This window comes from Enterobacter cloacae complex sp. EB5 (genome assembly GCF_031432835.1).
Taxonomy (GTDB): Bacteria; Pseudomonadota; Gammaproteobacteria; order Enterobacterales; family Enterobacteriaceae; genus Enterobacter; species Enterobacter hormaechei_C.
This window is the reverse complement of record NZ_CP133860.1, coordinates 542,325-561,760: the sequence shown is the minus strand read 5'-3', so window position 1 is coordinate 561,760 and position 19,436 is coordinate 542,325. Positions and strand designations below refer to the sequence as shown.

Annotated in this window: 17 protein-coding genes; 11 read left to right on the top strand and 6 right to left on the bottom strand. The window is 55.8% G+C overall.

Features of this window, described 5'->3' with window-relative positions; all coding sequences use genetic code 11:
• Window positions 1–3: 3 nt before the first annotated feature.
• The 3 genes from glnH to rhtA all read right to left on the bottom strand — a co-directional run bounded on the left by glnH (window position 4) and on the right by rhtA (window position 2,798).
• Complete coding sequence (gene glnH, locus RHN82_RS02750) at window positions 4–747, bottom strand: glutamine ABC transporter substrate-binding protein GlnH (protein WP_003858455.1); 744 nt, start codon at window positions 745–747, stop codon at window positions 4–6.
• Window positions 748–1,108: 361 nt separating this feature from the next.
• Entirely contained in the window at window positions 1,109–1,612 is a 504-nt protein-coding gene (gene dps, locus RHN82_RS02745) for a DNA starvation/stationary phase protection protein Dps (RefSeq protein WP_000100801.1), read from the bottom strand.
• Window positions 1,613–1,910: 298 nt separating this feature from the next.
• Entirely contained in the window at window positions 1,911–2,798 is an 888-nt protein-coding gene (gene rhtA, locus RHN82_RS02740; RefSeq protein WP_047053111.1) for a threonine/homoserine exporter RhtA, read from the bottom strand.
• A gap of 354 nt (window positions 2,799–3,152) precedes the next feature.
• Here rhtA and ompX point away from each other — a divergent pair, with 354 nt between their 5' ends.
• Window positions 3,153–3,671, top strand: a complete 519-nt coding sequence (ompX, locus tag RHN82_RS02735) for an outer membrane protein OmpX (protein ID WP_003858450.1) — start codon at window positions 3,153–3,155, stop codon at window positions 3,669–3,671.
• A gap of 116 nt (window positions 3,672–3,787) precedes the next feature.
• On the opposite strand, the gene RHN82_RS02730 is transcribed toward ompX, so the two are convergent.
• Together RHN82_RS02730 and mntS are read right to left on the bottom strand one after the other, a co-directional pair.
• Window positions 3,788–5,371 (bottom strand): phosphoethanolamine transferase, encoded by a 1,584-nt coding sequence (locus tag RHN82_RS02730; RefSeq protein WP_047053113.1) that lies wholly within the window; start codon window positions 5,369–5,371, stop codon window positions 3,788–3,790.
• Window positions 5,372–5,640: 269 nt separating this feature from the next.
• Window positions 5,641–5,769, bottom strand: a complete 129-nt coding sequence (gene mntS / locus RHN82_RS02725; protein WP_047053114.1) for a manganase accumulation protein MntS — start codon at window positions 5,767–5,769, stop codon at window positions 5,641–5,643.
• Window positions 5,770–5,952: 183 nt separating this feature from the next.
• Between mntS and mntR the strand changes: the two genes are divergently transcribed.
• The 9 genes from mntR to RHN82_RS02680 all read left to right on the top strand — a co-directional run bounded on the left by mntR (window position 5,953) and on the right by RHN82_RS02680 (window position 16,606).
• Window positions 5,953–6,426 (top strand): manganese-binding transcriptional regulator MntR, encoded by a 474-nt coding sequence (mntR, locus tag RHN82_RS02720; RefSeq protein ID WP_022650657.1) that lies wholly within the window; start codon window positions 5,953–5,955, stop codon window positions 6,424–6,426.
• Window positions 6,423–7,532: an anion transporter gene (locus tag RHN82_RS02715; protein WP_045347390.1), complete on the top strand. Its 1,110-nt coding sequence runs from the start codon at window positions 6,423–6,425 to the stop codon at window positions 7,530–7,532. The genes mntR and RHN82_RS02715 overlap by 4 nt, the downstream gene beginning before the upstream one ends.
• A 101-nt stretch (window positions 7,533–7,633) precedes the next feature.
• The gene (locus RHN82_RS02710) at window positions 7,634–8,728 is read left to right on the top strand and encodes an HlyD family secretion protein (protein WP_047053117.1); all 1,095 of its coding nucleotides are present in this window, start codon (window positions 7,634–7,636) and stop codon (window positions 8,726–8,728) included.
• Window positions 8,725–10,296: a DHA2 family efflux MFS transporter permease subunit gene (locus tag RHN82_RS02705; RefSeq protein WP_015571056.1), complete on the top strand. Its 1,572-nt coding sequence runs from the start codon at window positions 8,725–8,727 to the stop codon at window positions 10,294–10,296. The genes RHN82_RS02710 and RHN82_RS02705 overlap by 4 nt, the downstream gene beginning before the upstream one ends.
• Entirely contained in the window at window positions 10,296–11,819 is a 1,524-nt protein-coding gene (locus RHN82_RS02700; protein ID WP_047053119.1) for an efflux transporter outer membrane subunit, read from the top strand. The genes RHN82_RS02705 and RHN82_RS02700 overlap by 1 nt, the downstream gene beginning before the upstream one ends.
• A 102-nt stretch (window positions 11,820–11,921) precedes the next feature.
• Entirely contained in the window at window positions 11,922–12,962 is a 1,041-nt protein-coding gene (locus RHN82_RS02695) for an aldo/keto reductase (RefSeq protein WP_032608906.1), read from the top strand.
• A gap of 161 nt (window positions 12,963–13,123) precedes the next feature.
• Window positions 13,124–14,500: a glycoside hydrolase family 1 protein gene (locus RHN82_RS02690; protein WP_047053121.1), complete on the top strand. Its 1,377-nt coding sequence runs from the start codon at window positions 13,124–13,126 to the stop codon at window positions 14,498–14,500.
• Window positions 14,501–14,551: 51 nt separating this feature from the next.
• A complete protein-coding gene (locus RHN82_RS02685) occupies window positions 14,552–15,874 on the top strand; it encodes a PTS sugar transporter subunit IIC (protein ID WP_047053123.1) in 1,323 nt (440 codons plus the stop codon).
• A 15-nt stretch (window positions 15,875–15,889) separates the two neighbouring features.
• Window positions 15,890–16,606, top strand: coding sequence for a GntR family transcriptional regulator (locus tag RHN82_RS02680; protein WP_015571043.1), 717 nt, complete (start codon window positions 15,890–15,892; stop codon window positions 16,604–16,606).
• Window positions 16,607–16,646: 40 nt separating this feature from the next.
• Here RHN82_RS02680 and ldtB read toward each other — a convergent pair whose 3' ends face one another.
• Window positions 16,647–17,567 (bottom strand): L,D-transpeptidase, encoded by a 921-nt coding sequence (gene ldtB, locus RHN82_RS02675; protein WP_003858435.1) that lies wholly within the window; start codon window positions 17,565–17,567, stop codon window positions 16,647–16,649.
• A 222-nt stretch (window positions 17,568–17,789) separates the two neighbouring features.
• Here ldtB and RHN82_RS02670 point away from each other — a divergent pair, with 222 nt between their 5' ends.
• Window positions 17,790–19,385: an ABC-F family ATPase gene (locus RHN82_RS02670; protein WP_003858434.1), complete on the top strand. Its 1,596-nt coding sequence runs from the start codon at window positions 17,790–17,792 to the stop codon at window positions 19,383–19,385.
• Window positions 19,386–19,436 lie beyond the last annotated feature (51 nt).

Below are 19,436 nucleotides of genomic sequence, written 5' to 3'. Positions count from 1 at the left end.
AAATTATTTAGGCTCGGTACCGAACCATTTTTTGTAGATTTCGTTATAGGTGCCGTTCTCTTTCAGGGTTTTCAGCGCGCCGTTAACTTTGTTACGCAGGTCGTCGCTGCCTTTCGGGAACGCAATACCGTACTGTTGTGCTTCCAGAGAATCACCTACCGCTTTGAACTTGCCGTTACCGGCGGTTTTGATGAAGTAAAGGATGTTAGGCGTGTCGTGCAGCACCGCATCCGCGCGGTTGGTGCCCAGTTCCATGTAAGCGTTGTCGATGTTCGGGAACTGACGCAGGTCTTTGGTTTTGATGTTGGCTTTCGCGTAATCAACGGAGCCGGTGCCGCTCTTCACGGCGACCACTTTACCGTCGAGATCTTTCACGCTTTTCACGTCGTTGTTATCCGCTTTCACCATCACCAGCAGGCCGCTTTTGTAGTAGCCGTCAGAGAAATCGATGGCTTTTTTACGCTCTTCGGTAATGGTGATGCCTGCCAGCGCCAGGTCAACGTTTTTGGTTTGCAGTGCCGGGATAATGCCGCTGAAATCCATTGGCTTCAGGGTGTAATCCAGTTTGAGTTCTTTTGCGACCGCAGCCCACAGATCCACGTCAAAACCAACGTATTTATCACCCTGTTTAAATTCAAACGGTACGAACGCTGTGTCAGTCGCCACAACCAGTTTGTCGGCAGCCTGCGAGGACACCGCAAACGCCAGGGTAAGTGCAGCCAGTGAAACTTTTAATACAGACTTCATAGCATTTCCTTTTATATCCACGGGGCGATCCCCTGCGAGAACCTCTGGCACAATGAAAAAATCGTGCCAGTTTTACAAGCTGTTGTTTTGCAAAGGGGATGATGTCACGCATTGCACAATAAGCGTGGCAATTCTGTCAGGTTGCACCAGAATGGAGCACCGTTTTGGTGCGCTTCGTTAAGGTCTTCTGACAGGGGGATATTTAGCGCAGAATCTGACGAAAAAACAATCTTCCGTTAACGGTTGTGTGAGGTGATTATTACATTTTATTCACTTTTGCGGCCGTTGCGGGCAAAAGTGCGCACCATAAATGTGCAAAACCCCCGCCAGGGGCGAGGGTTATTCGGAAAATCCGCAGGGATTATTCGATGTTGGACTCAATGAACCACAGGAACTGATCCAGGTCGCGTGATGCGGCAGTGAAGATATCAGCTGTATCTTCATCTTTGGCTTCGCCAATCGCTTTACGAACATCGTTCGCCACAATCGCATAACGATCTGCCAGCTCTTTCAGGTGATCCTGAACGGTATGGATATCCAGCGGATAGCTTTTCAGTGGCGTTTTGCTGTTGATCACCTGTGTGGTACCCAGTGCCACGCCACCCAGCTGTACGGCGCGTTCGGCCATGGTATCCAGGTGAGTCACCAGTGCTGTGCGGAAGCCATCCAGCATTTCATGAACGGCAATAAAGTTTGCACCGCGCATATTCCAGTGAGCCTGTTTGGTGATCAGCGAAAGATCGATGAACTGGACCACCTGGCGATTCAGCAGCTCAATGGTCGCTTTTTTATCGCTATCCGATACATCGTTACGGGTATAAAGCAGATTAGACGCTTTCGTTTTCACCAGTTTAGCGGTACTCATAATCTCATATCCTCTTGATGTTTGTGTCCCAGGTAATTACGGAACTAAGTATAGCACCGGATTTTTTCTCTGCGGTTTGGCTCTGCCTATTGGTTTAATAGCGAAAGGAGGCTTGTATTATCAACTGTTTGAAAAATAGGTGGTTTATTTAAGTTGATACAGATCAATCTTAATTCATTCTCCGGGAAGGCGGGCAGGTGAAATATTTTGGCAATATAAGAGAGTTTGTAAGAAATTATTTGAACTACTGACGAGACGTATATTCTGCATGGCGGGTTAGCCATGCAGAATTTAAGGCTTAGTTGAGGTCGATTTTTTGCACTTTAGGTTCCGGGCGCATGGTCAGGGTGGAGCCCATAGACGCCGCGATAATGGAACAGAGCGCCAGCGTTTGTACCAGGGTCAGGGTCTCACCGAGGAAAATCATACCTGAGATGGCGGCCAGCGCGGGCTCCATGCTCATAAGCGTGCCAAAAATTCGCGTGGGCAGGCGCGTCAGAGCGATCATCTCAAGAGAGTAGGGCAGCGCCGTAGAGAGAATGGCAACCGCCAGCCCAACCGGCAGGATTGACCATTGCCATATTGAATCCGTCGCTTGTGCCATTCCGATTGGGACAAAGATAACGGCGGCAATCAGCGAGCCTAAGGCGACCGTCGCGGGGCCATGCTCTTCGCCCGCACGCTGGCCAGTGAGAATATACACCGCCCAGCACGCCCCCGCGCCCAGCGCCAGAGCTGCCCCGGTCAGATCGACTTGTGAAACGCTTTGCCCGAGCGGCAGCAGGAACCATAGCCCCAGTACGGCCAGTATGACCCAGATAAAGTCTACCGGACGACGAGAAGAGAAGAGGGCAACCGCCAGCGGGCCGGTAAATTCAAGCGCGACCGCGATCCCCAGCGGGATCGTCTGAATAGAGAGATAGAACATGTAGTTCATCCCTCCCAGCGCCAGCCCATAAAAAAGCAGAGGCAGTCGCTGCTCTTTTTTAAACCGTAGCCGCCAGGGTTTAAAGACAACCACGAGGATCAGGGTGCCTAAGGCGATACGCAGCGCCGTGACGCCGGGCGCACCAACGAGCGGAAAGAGCGATTTTGCCAGCGACGCGCCGCTTTGTATGGACATCATCGCGATAAGTATGACTGCCACCGGCATCCAGACCGACGATTTACGGGGTAAACCTGGCATCCTTTCTCCTGTCAATTTATGTCAAATGAGGTAAAAGTCGCAGTGTAATGGAAATAAGCTGCAACGGTTGAGCTACTGTTGAAAAAAATCCAGGGAAAATCCGTAAAATGAGAAAACGTTGATGATTTTATCGCCTGAAAGATTAGGAATAATCTGGATGAACTAAATGGCGATGACGCGCACTATTAGCATTTACAGGTGAAAATCTGGAGTTATTTGAACGAGATAGCTGGTGCTGGAAATGTTCTGTTACAGGAAAGGTCGCATTAGACATCGTGAATGACAAAGAGTTTCACAGATTTTTTTGATATATTTAAAACTTACGGACTTACTTGAAGCACATTTGAGGTGGTTATGAAAAAAATTGCATGTCTTTCAGCACTGGCAGCTGTTCTGGCTGTTTCCGCAGGTACCGCTGTAGCGGCAACTTCTACTGTAACCGGTGGTTACGCTCAGAGCGATATGCAGGGCGTGATGAACAAAACCAACGGTTTCAACCTGAAGTACCGTTACGAGCAAGACAACAACCCGCTGGGTGTGATCGGTTCTTTCACTTACACCGAGAAAGATCGTACTGAAAATGGCTCTTACAATAAAGGTCAGTACTACGGCATCACCGCGGGTCCTGCTTACCGCCTGAATGACTGGGCAAGCATCTACGGTGTTGTAGGTGTTGGCTACGGTAAATTCCAGCAGACCGAAAACCAGGGTCTGAACCGTACTGCAAGCAACAGCGACTATGGTTTCTCCTATGGCGCAGGTATGCAGTTCAACCCAATCGAAAACGTTGCTCTGGACTTCTCCTATGAGCAGAGCCGTATCCGCAACGTTGACGTTGGCACCTGGATCGCGGGCGTAGGTTACCGCTTCTAATCACTTCGGTGAGCCAGTAAAAAATCCGCCCTTTGAGGCGGATTTTTTTTGTTTGTACCCTCTCTCCGTGGGAGAGGGCCGGGGTGAGGGCATCAGCCCGCACGAAACGGCAGAAATTACTTACTCTTAATATCGAAAATATCCGTCCCAAGATGGTTATAGTCGACTTTCTGTAACTTAAAGTTGGTAATGTAAACTGGCGGACCTTTCTTCCCGGAGATAAACGGGTAATCATTTTTTATCTCTTTCGCCTTAATCCCCGTCCACTGTGAGAAGAATTTCAGGAAATCGTTCGCGGAACGGCGCGCTTTGATGATGCGATGCGTTTTGTCATCACTCGACAGCACCATAAACGGTACCTGGAAGTTCTGCTGGAACTTGTCATCGTGGGCCAGATACTGCACCTCTTTACCGCGCTCCTTAAACGCCAGGCCGTGGTCAGAGAAATAGACCATCGAGAAGCTGTCGCCGCTGTTGCGCAGCTGTGCGTACAGTTTGCTGAGCAGATCGTCGGTTTGCGTCATGGTGTAGAGATAACACGAGGTCTCTTTGGATTGCACAAACTCCGCATATTTTCCCCCGGTACGATCGCATGCCTGCGGGTGTGACCCCATCAGGTGCAGGACGATCAGCTGCGGCTGGGTGCGCTGAGTGGCAAAGACCTGCGCGGTCATTTTTAGCAACGCTTCATCTTTTGTGTTTTTATCGGCTTCGAAATCACCGCTTTTCAGGAACTGTACCTCGTCGGCACGCTTCGCGATGCTGGCGATGGCGGTATCATACTCGCCGATCTGTCCCTGGTTAGAGAACCACCATGTCTGAAAACCTGCCCGGTTGGCCAGGGTGACAAAATTATCCTGAAACTGCGGTTTTCCATCCACCACGCGGTTGAGCGTCAGACCGAGTGATTTCTGCGTCGAGCCGCTGGCCGCCACGTAGTCGGTAAACAGCGTACCGTTAACGGAGCTGGCAAACGGCGTGTTATCCCAGTGACCGCCAAACGCGCCGAGCGCATCGCGACGCGCGCTTTCCCCGATCACCACCACGTAAGTGTGATACTTCGGTTTCACCGCCAGCACGTTCCAGGTGTCTTTCATGGTGGAAAGCTCGGCCATACGCGCCTGCTCGTCGAGCACTTCCTCGTTATTCACCACCACGTCTTTGACGAAGCGAAACACCGGATACCCGGTATCTTTAAGCTTAAACACGCCGCCCCAGGCCAGATTTTGTACCGGCGCAACAAAAAACGTCACCACGCTAAAGGCCAGACACAGGCTTTCAATTTTACCCCATGCTTTTTTCCCGACGGGCTTACGGCGAACCGCAATCACGCCGAGGGCAAAAATGAAAAGGCCAACCACGTAGTTGTACCACGGGAAGATCGTCAGGATCTCCGTTGACTCTTCCATATTGGTGGAGTGGAGCGCCAGCAGAGTATTAAAGTTCGGCGCGCCATAGGCCTGGCCAAACGGGAAATAGGCGGCAGCAACCAGAGAACAGATCCCGATAAGCACCTTCTGCATGCGCGGTGCGCTTCGCCAGAGCAGGTGAAGAATACAGGTGAACCCGACGGCATAAAGCAGGCTAAAGGGGTAGCCAAGAGCAAAGTTAATCAACAGCGATTGCAAAAAATAGAATCCCGTCCACGGGCTTAAGGCCCGGCTGCGGGTAACAAGTGTATCAATCAGGGTTACGTTCATAGATCACTATCACGAAAACGCCATGTGCTCACCCTGGCGTCAAGGGTCAAAGCCTGCCGGACAGTGCGTGGAAAGGGAATGAGAGGTCCGCTTCAGCGAGCCGCAAATTGTGCAGGGCTGCAAGAAGATAGTGCGAGCATGAATTAAGGTCAACAGTTGCTAAACAGATGTTTTGCGAAGGGGGCTGCAAATCCGCAAAAATAATCGGGAACAGGCCAGTGTACAGCGAAAGTGTGACAGGAAAATGAAGCGGCGTACCGCGACGCCGCTTAGTGGGAAGAGTTGTCGTCCTGCTGCGGTTTGGTGTTAAACATATCGCACAGCATGTTCAACAGCATCAGGCGCACTTTAAAAGGAGAGTGGGTAAACACGTTCATACACCTCTTGAATTCATTCATAAGACCTCCTGATTCATGATCCCTTCGATCCGTGAAGGGTGACTGCATTACATACAGATATAGCACAGGCTATATTGTATAGCTATGGCTAATTCGTTAATTTTTTGTGCTTGTAGAGCTATGGTTTACAATGTGCGCTCCGTTACAGGGCGCTGGAAGCGTCAACCCCATTGAGGAAGCACAATGAACCGTCGCGCAGGTAAGCCAACAACAAAAAAAACGACGCAACTGGTGAACGTTGAAGAGCATGTGGAAGGCTTCCGCCAGGTGCGCGAGGCGCACCGCCGGGAGCTGATTGATGATTATGTCGAACTGATCTCTGATCTGATTCGTGAGGTGGGAGAAGCGCGCCAGGTGGATATGGCCGCACGCCTTGGGGTGTCGCAGCCAACCGTTGCCAAAATGTTAAAACGTCTGGCGTCGGTCGGGCTGATCGAGATGATCCCCTGGCGCGGGGTGTTTCTCACCGCTGAGGGCGAAAAGCTGGCGCAGGAGAGCCGCGAGCGCCACCAGATCGTCGAGAATTTTTTACTGGTGCTGGGCGTCAGCCCGGAAATTGCCCGTCGGGATGCCGAAGGTATGGAACACCACGTCAGCGAAGAGACGCTGGTGAAGTTCCGCGAATTTACGCTCAAATACGGTCCCTCCGCTGAATGAACATCCCCGGCTTGCAGGCCCTGAAACGCGATCGCTTTTTCCATCTTTTACTTATTACTGGCGTTGGGCTCAGCGTCTTTGTGCCCTTCACGCCGCACACCTGGCCGGCGGCCATAGACTGGCGCACCATTATTACCCTGAGCGGTTTGATGATGCTCACCAAAGGCGTGGAGCTGAGCGGCTATTTTGATGTGCTGGGGCGCAAAATGGTGCGCCGCTTCGCCACCGAGCGCAAGCTGGCCCTGTTCATGGTCTTTTCGGCGGCGCTGCTGTCGACGTTTCTCACTAATGACGTGGCGCTGTTTATCGTGGTGCCGCTTACGCTCACGCTGCGTAAGCTGTGCGAAATACCGGTTACCCGTCTGATTATCTTTGAAGCGCTGGCCGTCAATGCGGGCTCGCTGCTCACGCCGATCGGTAACCCGCAGAACATTCTGCTGTGGGGACGCTCCGGCCTGTCGTTTACCGCATTTACCGGGCAGATGGCGCCGCTGGCGCTGGCGATCGTGGCGTCGCTGCTGGCGGTGGGCTGGTTTGCTTTCCCGAATAAATCGTTGCAGTACCACAGCGGTACAACCGGCCCCCAGTGGCAGCCGCGTCTCGTCTGGAGCTGCCTGGGGCTGTATATCGTTTTCCTTATCGCTCTGGAGTTAAACCAGGCGCTGGCGGGCGCGCTGCTGGTGGCGTGCGGCTTCCTGTTCCTCGCCCGGCGGGTGCTGGTGAGCGTTGACTGGACGCTGCTGCTGGTGTTTATGGCGATGTTTATTGACGTCCATCTGCTGATCCAGCTTCCGGTATTGCAGAACGTTCTCCATAGCGTCAGCGGTCTGTCGCAGCCGGGATTATGGCTGACGGCGATTGGTCTCTCGCAGGTGATCAGTAACGTGCCGTCCACCATTTTGCTGCTTAACTATGTTCCCCCTACGGTACTGCTGGCGTGGGCGGTCAACGTCGGCGGCTTTGGGCTGCTGCCCGGCTCGCTGGCTAACCTCATCGCCCTGCGGATGGCCAACGATCGCCGCATCTGGTGGCGCTTCCATGTATGGTCAATCCCGATGCTGCTCTGGTCAGCGGCGGTCGGTTTCGGACTATTCCTTCTCATATAGTGCGCAATTTGTCAGTTTTTCCTGGCAAATGTATAGCAACGTCCTAGCTTTAGTGAACGGCATAGTGTGATGCCGCTCACTGACAGGACCGTTGCTGAACTATGGCAGAAGATCAAAACCCACCTGCTGACGAGCAGGATCAAAACAATAACGAGCGCAAGCGCCCGGGCAAAAAACCGTTAATTATCCTTGGTATTGTGGTCATCGTGATGGTGATCGTGGCGCTGGTCTGGTGGTTTTTAACCCGTAACGAAGAGACCACCGACGACGCCTTTACCAACGGCGACGTAGTGACAATTGCCCCAAAAACGGCAGGCTACGTTACCGAACTTCGCGTGCGGGATAACCAGCGCGTGAAGAAAGGGGATATTCTGGTGGTCATCGATCCGCGTGATACCACCGCCCAGCGCGATCAGGCTCAGGCCCAGCTTGGGCTGGCGGTTGCGCAGCTGCATCAGGCGCAGGCGCAGCTGGCGCTCTCGAAGGTGCAATATCCCGCCCAGCGCGATGAAGCCAAAGCGCAGGTGCTGAAAGCCCAGGCGGATATGGCCAACGCGCAGGCGGAGTACCGCCGTCAGCGCGGCGTTGACCCGCGTGCGACCACGCAACAAAGTATCGATGCCGCGAACGCTCAGCTGCGCAGCGCCCAGGCTGGCCTTGCCAGCGCGCAGGCGCAGCTGGAAGTGGCGGAGCAGGTTCAGCTGCAAATCCGCCAGCAGGAGACCAACGTCGAAGCCCGCGAACGCCAGGTCGATCAGGCCAGAGCGCAGCTGGAAACCGCCAACCTGAACCTCTCTTATACCGAAGTCCGCGCCCCGTTCGACGGTTTTGTCACCAAACGCAACGTCCAGCCCGGTACGCTGGTGCAGGCAGGCACGGCGCTGTTCTCGCTGGTCTCCCCGAACGTGTGGGTGGTGGCGAACTTCAAGGAGTCGCAGCTTGAGCGCATGAAGCCGGGCGACAAAGTGACCGTGTCCGTCGATGCCTGGCCGGATATGGAGCTGGAAGGCCATATCGACAGCATCCAGCAGGGCAGCGGCTCGCGTTTCTCCGCCTTCCCGTCGGAAAACGCCACCGGTAACTTTGTGAAGATCGTTCAGCGCGTGCCGGTGAAAATCGTCATTGATAAAGGGCTGGATCCGAACAAGCCGCTGCCGCTGGGGCTGTCGGTTGAACCGAAGGTCACCGTGGAATGACGGATCACAGCCACGATAACTGGAAGCCCGCCAGTAACCCGTGGGCGGTGGCGATTGTGGTCACCCTGGCGGTGTTTATGGAAATTCTGGACACCACCATCGTCAACGTGGCGCTGCCCCACGTCGCAGGGTCGCTCTCGGCCAGCTATGACGAATCCACCTGGGTGCTCACCAGCTACCTGGTGGCGAACGGCATCGTGCTGCCGATCTCGGCCTTTCTGAGCCGCCTGTTTGGTCGCAAGCAGTTCTTCCTGATCTGCATTGTGATGTTCACCATCTGCTCGTTCCTGTGCGGCATCGCCACCGAGCTATGGCAAATCATCCTGTTCCGCGTGATGCAGGGCTTCTTTGGCGGCGGGTTGCAGCCCACCCAGCAGTCGGTGCTACTCGACTACTTCAAGCCGGAGGACAGGGGTAAAGCCTTTGGCCTTTCATCCATTGCCATTATCGTCGCGCCAGTACTCGGCCCTACGCTGGGGGGCTGGATCACCGATAACTACTCCTGGCGCTGGGTGTTCTTTATCAATATCCCGGTAGGGATTGTGACGGTGCTGGCCATCTATCAGCTGCTGGAAGATCCGCCGTGGGAGAAAAAGTCGGAAGAGAAGCTCACCGTCGACTGGACGGGGATCGGCCTGATCGCCCTCGGTCTTGGCTGTTTGCAGGTGATGCTCGACCGGGGCGAAGATGATGACTGGTTCTATTCGAACTTTATCCGCACCTTTGCGGTACTGACGCTGGTCGGTATTATCGGCGCGATCTACTGGCTGATGTATGCCAGAAAGCCGGTGGTGGATCTGCACTGCATGAAGGATCGCAACTTTGCGATCTCCAGCCTGCTGATGGCGGGGATGGCGATGATCCTGTACGGCAGTTCGGTGGTTATTCCTCAGCTGGCGCAGCAGGATTTGGGCTATACCGCCACCTGGTCCGGGCTGGTGCTCTCGCCCGGCGCGGTGCTGATTGTGCTGACCATCCCGCTGGTGCTGAAGCTGATGCCGGTGGTGCAGACGCGCTGGATCATCGCCTTCGGCTTTACCTGCCTGGCGGTGTCGTTCTTCTGGTCCCGCACGCTGACGCCGGATATCGATTTCGAAACGCTGGTGCTGTTCCGCAGCGCCCAGTCTATAGGGCTGGGGTTCCTGTTTGTGCCGCTGACCACCATCGCCTTTATCTCGATCCCGAGGCGGCTTAACGCCGACGCGGCGGCGCTGTTTACCATGTTCCGCAACGTGGCCGGCTCGATTGGGATTTCGCTCTCGACGGCGGCGATCACCGAGCGCTCGCAGGCGCACAGCGCGCATCTGGCTTACCACGCTTCGCCGTTTAACGAGCAGTTCCAGCTGGCGATACGCGAAAGCGCCCAGGCGATCCAGAACTTCACCACTCAGGTGGGCGATCCGACCGGCATTGCCACCGGGCGGATGTACCAGACGATGATCGAGCAGTCGCGCTTTCTGGCCTACATTGACGTCTTCACCATTCTGAGCGCGGTGGCCCTATTACTGATTCCGTTTTGTTTGTTGCTCTCGCCGGTTAAGAGCGAGGGGAGTGCAGGAGCACACTGATGATACACAGACGTTTACACCCTCTGATGATAATGATGCTGCTGGTGGGTTGCGCCGTCGGGCCGGACTACCAACAGCCAGCACCGCCCGCTACCACGCACTGGAACGATAAGGGCGACAGCGCGGTGAAATCGCAAACTTCCTCCGCCGCCACCAACCCGCGCTGGTGGAAAACCTTCGGCTCGCCGCAGCTCGACAGCCTGATTGAACGCGCCATCGCCGGGAATCTGACGCTACAGCAAACGGTATTACGCATTGCCGGCGCGCGCGAACAGATTAACCAGGCCGGCGGGGCGTTTTTCCCGTCGGTGAATGGCAATGTGCAGGCGACGCGACAGCAGCTTGGGCTGGAAGGGGAGCTGAAATCCCACGGCGTGTACGACCAGTTGAATAATGTCGATCCTGAACTGCGGGGCGCGTTAGGCCCGCTGACGCAGCCGATAAACCTCTATCAGGGCAGCTTCGACGCCCAGTGGGAAATCGACCTGTGGGGCAAGGTGCGCCGTCAGGTAGAAGCGGCCGAGGCGCAGCAGCGGGCGGCGATCGAGCAGCGTAACGATGCGCTGGTCTCGCTGGAAGCCGAAGTGGCGCGGGCGTGGCTACAGCTGCGTGGGGCGCAGAGCATCATTGCCACGCTTAATACGCAAATTGAAAGCGCGCAGCAGACGCTGGATCTGACCGAAAGCCGCCAGCGGGGCGGGCTGTCGCCGCAGATAGACGTGGAAAATGCCCGGGCGCAGCTGGGCAATCTTGAAGCCCAGCTGCCGCAGTATCAGGCGCAGGAACGCCAGGCGATGAACGGACTGGCGATCCTCCTTGGTAAGCCGCCGGGCGCGCTGGATGCCGAACTGCAATCCGTGCAGCCGATGCCTGCCCTGCCGGATATTGTGCAGACCGGTATTCCGTCCACCCTCGCACGCCGTCGCCCGGACGTGCGCGAAGCGGAGGCGAATCTCCACGCCGCCACGGCGCAGATTGGCGTCTCGGTGGCAGAGCTGTTCCCGAGCTTTACCCTCTCCGGACAGTTTGGCCTGCGCAACAGCGAATCTAACTGGCTGACCGACTGGAGCAGCCACTTCTACAGCTTTGGCCCGCAGGTTTCCATACCGATTTTCCAGGGCGGTCGGCTGGTCTCCAACGTCAAGGTGGCGCGTGCGCAGCAGGGGGCGGCAGTGCTGGACTATCGTCAGACGGTGCTGACGGCGCTCGGCGACGTTGAAAACGCGCTGGTGAGCTATCGCACCGACCAGCAGCGTGAAGCGGGCCTGGCGAAAACTATCGACGCGCTGCAAAACGCTTTTGATCTCGCCAGCGACAGCTATCGGCAGGGGATCGCCAGCTTTATTGACGTGCTGGACGCCCAGCGCCAGCTCGCTCAGGCCGAACAGCAGCGGGCGCAGGCGCAGGTGCAGAGCGCGCTTGACCTGGTGGCGCTCTACAAAGCCCTCGGCGGCGGTTGGGAGCCGTATCAGCAGGTGCGGCTGCCAGACTACAGCGTCTTTGGCGACGCCCCGCGCGGATAGATTCAGAGGATTGGGCAAGAAACGGACAGGAACGCCACATTCGCGATGGCTGGGGGGCGGGTATAACTAACAGACACCCAATCGACATGCGAGGAAAGCGTTATGCGTTATCAAAAACTGGGCAATACCGGACTGTTTGTTTCTGAACTCTGCCTCGGCACCATGACCTTCGGCGGTGAAGGCGGCATGTGGGGCAAAATTGGTCAGCTTCAGCAAAACGAGGCCGAGCAGCTGGTGGGCCGCGCGCTGGATGCCGGGATCAACTTTATCGACACCGCCGACGTTTACTCGGAAGGGCGTTCGGAGGAGATCACCGGGCAGGCGCTGAAGAACCTGAAAATTCCGCGCGAAAATGTGGTCGTTGCCACCAAGGTGTTCGGTGAAACCGGCACTGCGGGGGTGAACTCGCGCGGTAGCTCGCGCTATCACATCATCAGCGGCGTGAAGGAGAGCCTGCGTCGCTTGCAGCTGGATCATATCGATCTCTATCAGCTGCACGGTTTCGACCCCGCTACCCCCATCGAGGAGACGCTTTACGCGCTGGATAATCTTGTGCAGCACGGTCACGTGCGCTATATCGGCGTCTCGAACTGGGCGGCATGGCAGATTGCCAAAGCGCTCGGCATCTCTGAGCGTCTGGGGCTGGCGCGTTTTGCCTCATTGCAGGCGTACTACACCATCGCCGGGCGCGATCTTGAGCGCGAACTGGTGCCGATGATGCAGAGCGAAGGCGTTGGATTGATGGTATGGAGCCCGCTGGCGGGTGGTCTGCTGAGCGGAAAATACGATCGCGACGGGCAGAGCGCGGCCGGTAGTCGTCGCCTGGCGTTCGACTTCCCGCCGGTGAATAAAGATCGCGCCTTCGACTGCGTGGACGTGATGCGTATCATCGCCGAAAGTAAAGGCGTTTCCGTGGCGCAAATCGCGCTGGCGTGGCTGCTGCACCAGAAAGCGGTGACCAGTGTCATTATTGGTGCGAAACGCGTCGATCAGCTGGACGATAATATTGCCGCCACCGGGATCCGCTTAAGCGAAGACGAGCTTAAACAGCTGGATACCGTCAGCGCGCTGCCGCGTGAATATCCGGGCTGGATGCTTGAGCGGCAGGGAGAATACCGTCGTAGCCAGCTCGCGCAGCAGTAACCTTCCTTTTCCCCGGTGGCGCTTCGCTTACCGGGGCTACTAACTCTGGTCTTTATTTCAACCCACCTCACAAAAAACGATCCACACCTTTGATCGAAATTTTATCTTCGCCTATATGACTAGTCATGAAATTTAAATGACTAGTCATATAGGGAGCGACCATGAACAAATCACTGCCAGCCAACTTTTTATGGGGCAACTCGGTATCCAGCATGCAGACGGAAGGGGCATGGAATGAGGGCGGGAAGGGGATGTCGGTGTACGACATTCGGGAAGCCGGGGAGAACATCTCTGACTGGAAAGTGGCGACCGACTCCTACCACCGCTACCGGGAAGATTTCGATCTGATGCAGGATCTGGGCATGAACTGCTACCGTTTCCAGATCTCCTGGAGCCGCGTCTGCCCGCAGGGTGACGGCGAGTTCAACGACGAAGGCATCGTGTTTTACGACCGCTTTATTAACGATCTGCTCGCCCGCGGTATCGAGCCGATGGTCTGTCTCTACCACTTCGATATGCCGCTGGCGCTGGCGCAGGAGTACAACGGATTTAACGATCGCCGCGTGGTGGAGGCCTTTATCCGCTACGGCAAAAAGATGATCGACTGCTTCGGTGACCGGGTGAAGTACTGGCTGACCTTCAACGAGCAGAACATTTTCCATATGCCGGAAGCGTTCCGCATTTCCGGTTACATGAAAGGTGAACAAACCCTGCGCGAGCTGTATGAGCTTCAGCACCATGCGATGGTGGCGCACATGACACTGACCGAATACCTGCACCAGACTAAGCCGGGCAAGCTGATGGGCGGCATGCTGGCGCACCAGCTGATTTATCCGGCCACCTGCAAACCGCGTGACATCTTCTGCGCCCAGCAGTACGACGAATTCCTCAACCAGAACCTGCTGCGCGTCTTCGCGGGCCAGGGCTACAGCCCGGCGGTGATGGCGGTGGTGGAGCAGGAAGGCTTCGGCGATATCTACCGCGCAGACGATCTCGCGCTGTTTGCGCGCACGAAGAACGACTTTATGGCCTTCAGCTACTACGCCAGCAAAACGCTGGACAGCGATGCCATCCCGGAAGGCACGCCGGTGAACTATTACCTGCTGCACGGCGAGAAAAACAATCCGTACCTGAAGGCCACCGAGTGGAACTGGCAGATCGATCCGCTGGGATTTCGCACCATCATCACCCGCTATGCCAACGACTGGCGGATGCCGGTATTCCCGATTGAAAACGGTATTGGGGTGATTGAGTCCTGGGATGGCGTGAATCCGATTGAGGACACCTACCGCATCGACTACCACCGGGCGCATATCGAGGCCATGAAAGAGGCGATGTTCGAGGACGGGGCAGAGGTGATGGGCTATCTCGGCTGGGGGTTGATTGACATTCTCAGCTCCCAGGGCGACATGCGTAAGCGCTACGGCGTGGTCTACGTCAACCGTGAAAATCACGACCTGAAAGACCTGAAGCGCGTGCCGAAGAAGAGCTACGCGTGGTTAAAACAGGTTATCCATACCAACGGACGCGAGATGTAAGCCGTACGCTGCCGGGCCGTTTTTGTGACTGATTGATGGGAACACTCCGCTATGTCTGAAACAAAAATAACACCGCACATGCAGTCTTTTGTCGATAAATTTGTAGAGTTCTCGGCGCGCCTGGCAAACCAGGTGCACCTGCGATCCCTGCGCGATGCCTTCGCCACGGTAATGCCGATTTTCATCCTTGCCGGTCTGGCGGTGCTGGTGAATAACGTGGTGTTCCCGTGGATTTTTGCGGGCGACACGCTTACGCAGTTTAAGGTGTGGGGCGAGGCGATTATCAACGGCACGCTGAACATCGCCGCGCTGCTGCTGGCGCCGATGATCGCCTGGTCGCTGGCGCGCAACAAAGATTTCGACAATCCGGTCTCGGCAGTGGTTATCGCCGTCAGCAGTTTCATCATCATGATGCCGATGCGCTTACAGATTACCCCCGTCGGCAGCGACGCCATGGTGAACGTCACCCAGGTGCTGACGTTCGCTAATATCGGCTCTACCGGGATTTTCGCCGGGGTGCTGATTGGGCTGCTCTCAACCGAGCTGTTTATCGCCATTTCACGGCTGAAGGCGCTGCACATTTCGCTGGGGGAGAACGTACCGCCAGCGGTGAGCAAATCCTTTACCGCGCTGATCCCGACGATCCTCACGCTCTCCCTGTTTGCGGTGCTGGCGGCCATACTGGCGAACGTGCTGCACACGGATCTGATCCATCTTATTACCACCTTTATTCAGCAGCCGCTGCGGCTGATCAACACCAGCCTGCCCGGGACGATCTTCATCTACAGCTTCGGTAACTTCCTGTTCACGCTCGGTATTCATCAGTCGGTGGTCAACAGCGTGGTGCTGGAACCGTTCCTGCTGATCAATACCAATGAGAATATGCTGGCCTTCGCCAACGGCCAGCCCATCCCGCACATCATCAACAACATCTTTGTGCCGACCTTTGGCATGGTGGGCGGGACGGGCAGCACAATCTCATTGCTGATCGCTATCTTCATCTTCTCAAGACAGAAATCAGCGAAGCAGGTGGCGCGTCTGTCGCTGGCGCCGGGTCTGTTTAACATCAACGAGCCGGTGATTTTCGGCCTGCCGATAGTCTTTAACCTGCCGCTGATGATCCCGTTCGTGCTGCTGCCCGCTATCGGGATTTACTTTGCGTGGCTCTGTACCACGCTGGGGCTCATGTCGCGCTGCGTGGTGATGATCCCGTGGACGACCCCGCCGATCCTCAGCGCCTGGCTGGCGACGGCGGGGGACTGGCGGGCGGTGGTGGTGCAGTTGGCAATCATCGTATTTGGTGTATTCTTCTACCTGCCTTTCCTCAAGATTGCCGAGCGAGTGGCGTTGAAAAACAGCGGGATAGAAAACTAACGGTAAGGAAGGACGATGGCGGCGAAGTACATCACCATAGCGCGGGAAATCAAGAAACGTATTATTACCCAGCAATACGCCGCCAATGAACCGCTGCCGGACCAGTTCGCGCTGGCGGCGGAGTTTAGCACCAGCCGGATGACCATTCAGCAGGCGATGCGTCAGCTGATCGTAGAAGGGCTGGTCTACACCCGACAGGGGCAGGGCACGTTTATCCGCAAAAATTTCCTCCAGCTTTCCCAGTGGGATCTCTCCGGCAGCGACTACTTCGGGGCGACCAAAACCTGGGAACATTTAGGCACGGTGACGAGCCAGGTGGTGCACTTCGAACTGCGCTTCCCGAACGAGAAAGAGCAGGCATCGCTGATGATAAATCCGGATACGCCGATCTATGACTTTATCCGTCTGCGTTTACTGAACGGTGAGCCGATGTCTCTGGACGCCACGGTAATGCCGCTCAATCTGGTCCCCGGCCTGAACAAAACCCATCTTGAAAGTTCGGTATTCCGCTATGTGCAGGAGACGCTGGGGCTGAAGATCATGGGATCGTATCGGGTGGTGCGGGCGCTGAAGCCCAGTGCGCTGGATATGCAGCACCTTGTCTGCGAGCCAACCGACCCGGTGCTGGAGGTAGAGCAGGTGATCTATCTGGAAGATGGTACGCCGCTGGAGTACGCCCATTGTCACTATCGCTATGACCATGGCGGCATCGTTATCGTGAATAACGGATAAAAAAAGCGGGCCTCGCGGCCCGCTTTTTAAATAATCACGATTAGTTCAGACGCACCGGCATACCGGAACGGTTCTGAATCGCCTGGTCAACGATGGTCGTGTCAACATCCGCCTGAGAGGTGACGGACTGCACCGCGCTGGTCAGCTTAATCGGTACGATTTCGTTGTTGTTGATCTGATCTTCGCTGGTGGACAGCGGGTTATGCACTTCAATGTAACGGCTGCCGTCCGGCTCTGACGTCGCTTTCACCGGTTCGTTAATGAACTGCACGCGCGTACCGACCGGCACGTTATCGAACAGGAATTTGATGTCTTCATTACGCAGACGCACGCAGCCGTGGCTTACGCGCAGGCCGATACCGAAGTTGGCGTTAGTACCGTGGATGGCATACAGACGACCAATGTACAGCGCGTACAGACCCATCGGGTTATCCGGGCCAGCAGGCACAACGGCCGGCAGCGGTTCGCCGGCAGCAATGTACTCAGCGTGCATTTTGGCGGTCGGCGTCCAGGTTGGGCCCGCTTTCTTACGCTCCACTTTGGTGGTCCAGTTCAGCGGGGTGTCTTTACCCAACTGACCGATACCGATAGGCAGCACGATCACGGTGTTGGTGCCTTTCGGGTAGTAATACAGACGCATTTCGGCGCTGTTAATCACGATACCTTCGTGCACGGTATCCGGCAGGATCAGCTGCTGTGGAATGTTGAGTACGGTACCCGCTTTCGGCAGATACGGGTCAACGCCCGGGTTCGCTTCCAGCATGTTAGACAGGCCGAGCTGATACTGCGCCGCGAAGTATTCCAGCGGCTGAGTGTTACCTTCCGGCACCGTCACCACCTGGTTTTCACCCACCAGACGGCTTCCGTCTGTCGGCAGGGGATACGTCACCGCAGACGCGGTCTTACAAAAACCTACTACGGCTAACGCCGCCGCAAAAAGCGTTGTTAATTTCATGTTCATGTTATGCGAGGTATCTAAGCCATTCTGGCGATGAGTTGATAAGTCTGAATCGGTAATGGGAGCGCATTATATGTGCATTCCCGTTAACTGGGAATTCAGATGTGTACGAAATCACATTTTTTTCGATTTTGTTAAAGTTTAGTGGATTACCGCAACACGGGATCTCAATTCGGAATTGTGGCATAATGCCGCGTTTATCACACTTTTCGCAGGAATCTCTCCGTGTTAGTTACCAGCAACGTCACTATGCAGTTTGGCAGTAAGCCGCTGTTCGAAAACATTTCCGTCAAATTTGGCGGCGGCAACCGTTACGGCCTGATTGGTGCCAACGGTAGCGGAAAATCCACCTTTATGAAGATCCTCGGCGGTGACCTGGAGCCAACGCTCGGTAACGTGTCGCTCGACCCTAACGAGCGCATCGGTAAGCTGCGTCAGGATCAGTTCGCCTTCGAAGAGTTCACCGTGCTCGACACCGTGATCATGGGGCACGCGGAGCTGTGGGAAGTGAAGCAGGAGCGCGATCGTATCTACGGTCTCGCTGAGATGAGCGAAGAAGACGGTTACAAAGTGGCCGACCTGGAAACGCAATACGGCGAAATGGACGGCTACTCTGCGGAAGCGCGTGCGGGCGAACTGCTGCTGGGCGTGGGTATTCCGGTTGAACAGCATTACGGCCCGATGAGCGAAGTCGCGCCAGGCTGGAAGCTGCGTGTGCTGCTGGCGCAGGCGCTGTTCTCTAACCCGGACATCCTGCTGCTCGACGAACCGACGAACAACCTGGACATCGACACCATCCGCTGGCTGGAGCAGACGCTGAACGATCGCGACAGCACCATGATCATCATCTCGCACGACCGTCACTTCCTGAACATGGTGTGTACCCACATGGCGGATCTGGACTACGGCGAGCTGCGCGTTTATCCGGGCAACTACGATGAGTACATGACGGCGGCAACCCAGGCGCGTGAACGTCTGCTTGCCGACAACGCCAAGAAGAAAGCGCAGATTGCGGACCTGCAATCCTTCGTCAGCCGCTTCAGCGCCAACGCCTCTAAATCGCGCCAGGCAACGTCGCGTGCCCGTCAGATCGACAAAATCAAGCTGGAAGAGGTTAAAGCCTCCAGCCGTCAGAACCCGTTCATCCGCTTCGAGCAGGACAAGAAGCTGTTCCGTAACGCGCTGGAAGTGGAAGCCCTCACCAAAGGCTTCGATGAAGGCCCGCTGTTCAAAAACTTCAACCTGCTGCTGGAAGTGGGCGAGAAGATTGCCATCCTCGGCGCCAACGGCGTGGGTAAATCCACTATGCTGAAAACCCTGGTGGGTGAACTGCAACCGGACAACGGTACCGTGAAATGGTCTGAAAACGCGCAGATTGGTTACTACGCGCAGGACCATGAATATGAGTTCGAAAACGATCTGACCGTCTTCGACTGGATGAGCCAGTGGAAGCAGGAAGGCGACGACGAGCAGGCGGTACGCAGCATTCTGGGGCGTCTGCTGTTCAGCCAGGACGATATCAAAAAGCCCGCCAAAGTGCTCTCCGGTGGTGAAAAGGGCCGTATGCTGTTCGGCAAGCTGATGATGGAAAAACCGAATATTCTGGTGATGGACGAACCGACCAACCACCTGGATATGGAATCTATTGAGTCGCTGAACATGGCGCTGGAGATGTATCAGGGCACCCTGATCTTCGTCTCTCACGACCGTGAGTTCGTCAGCTCGCTGGCGACCCGCGTGATCGAAATTACGCCAGAGCGCGTGGTGGACTTCACCGGTAACTACGAAGATTACCTGCGCAGTAAAGGTATCGAGAGTTAAAAAAAGCCCGGTGGCGCTTCGCTTACCGGGCCTACGGATCAGTTTGTAGGC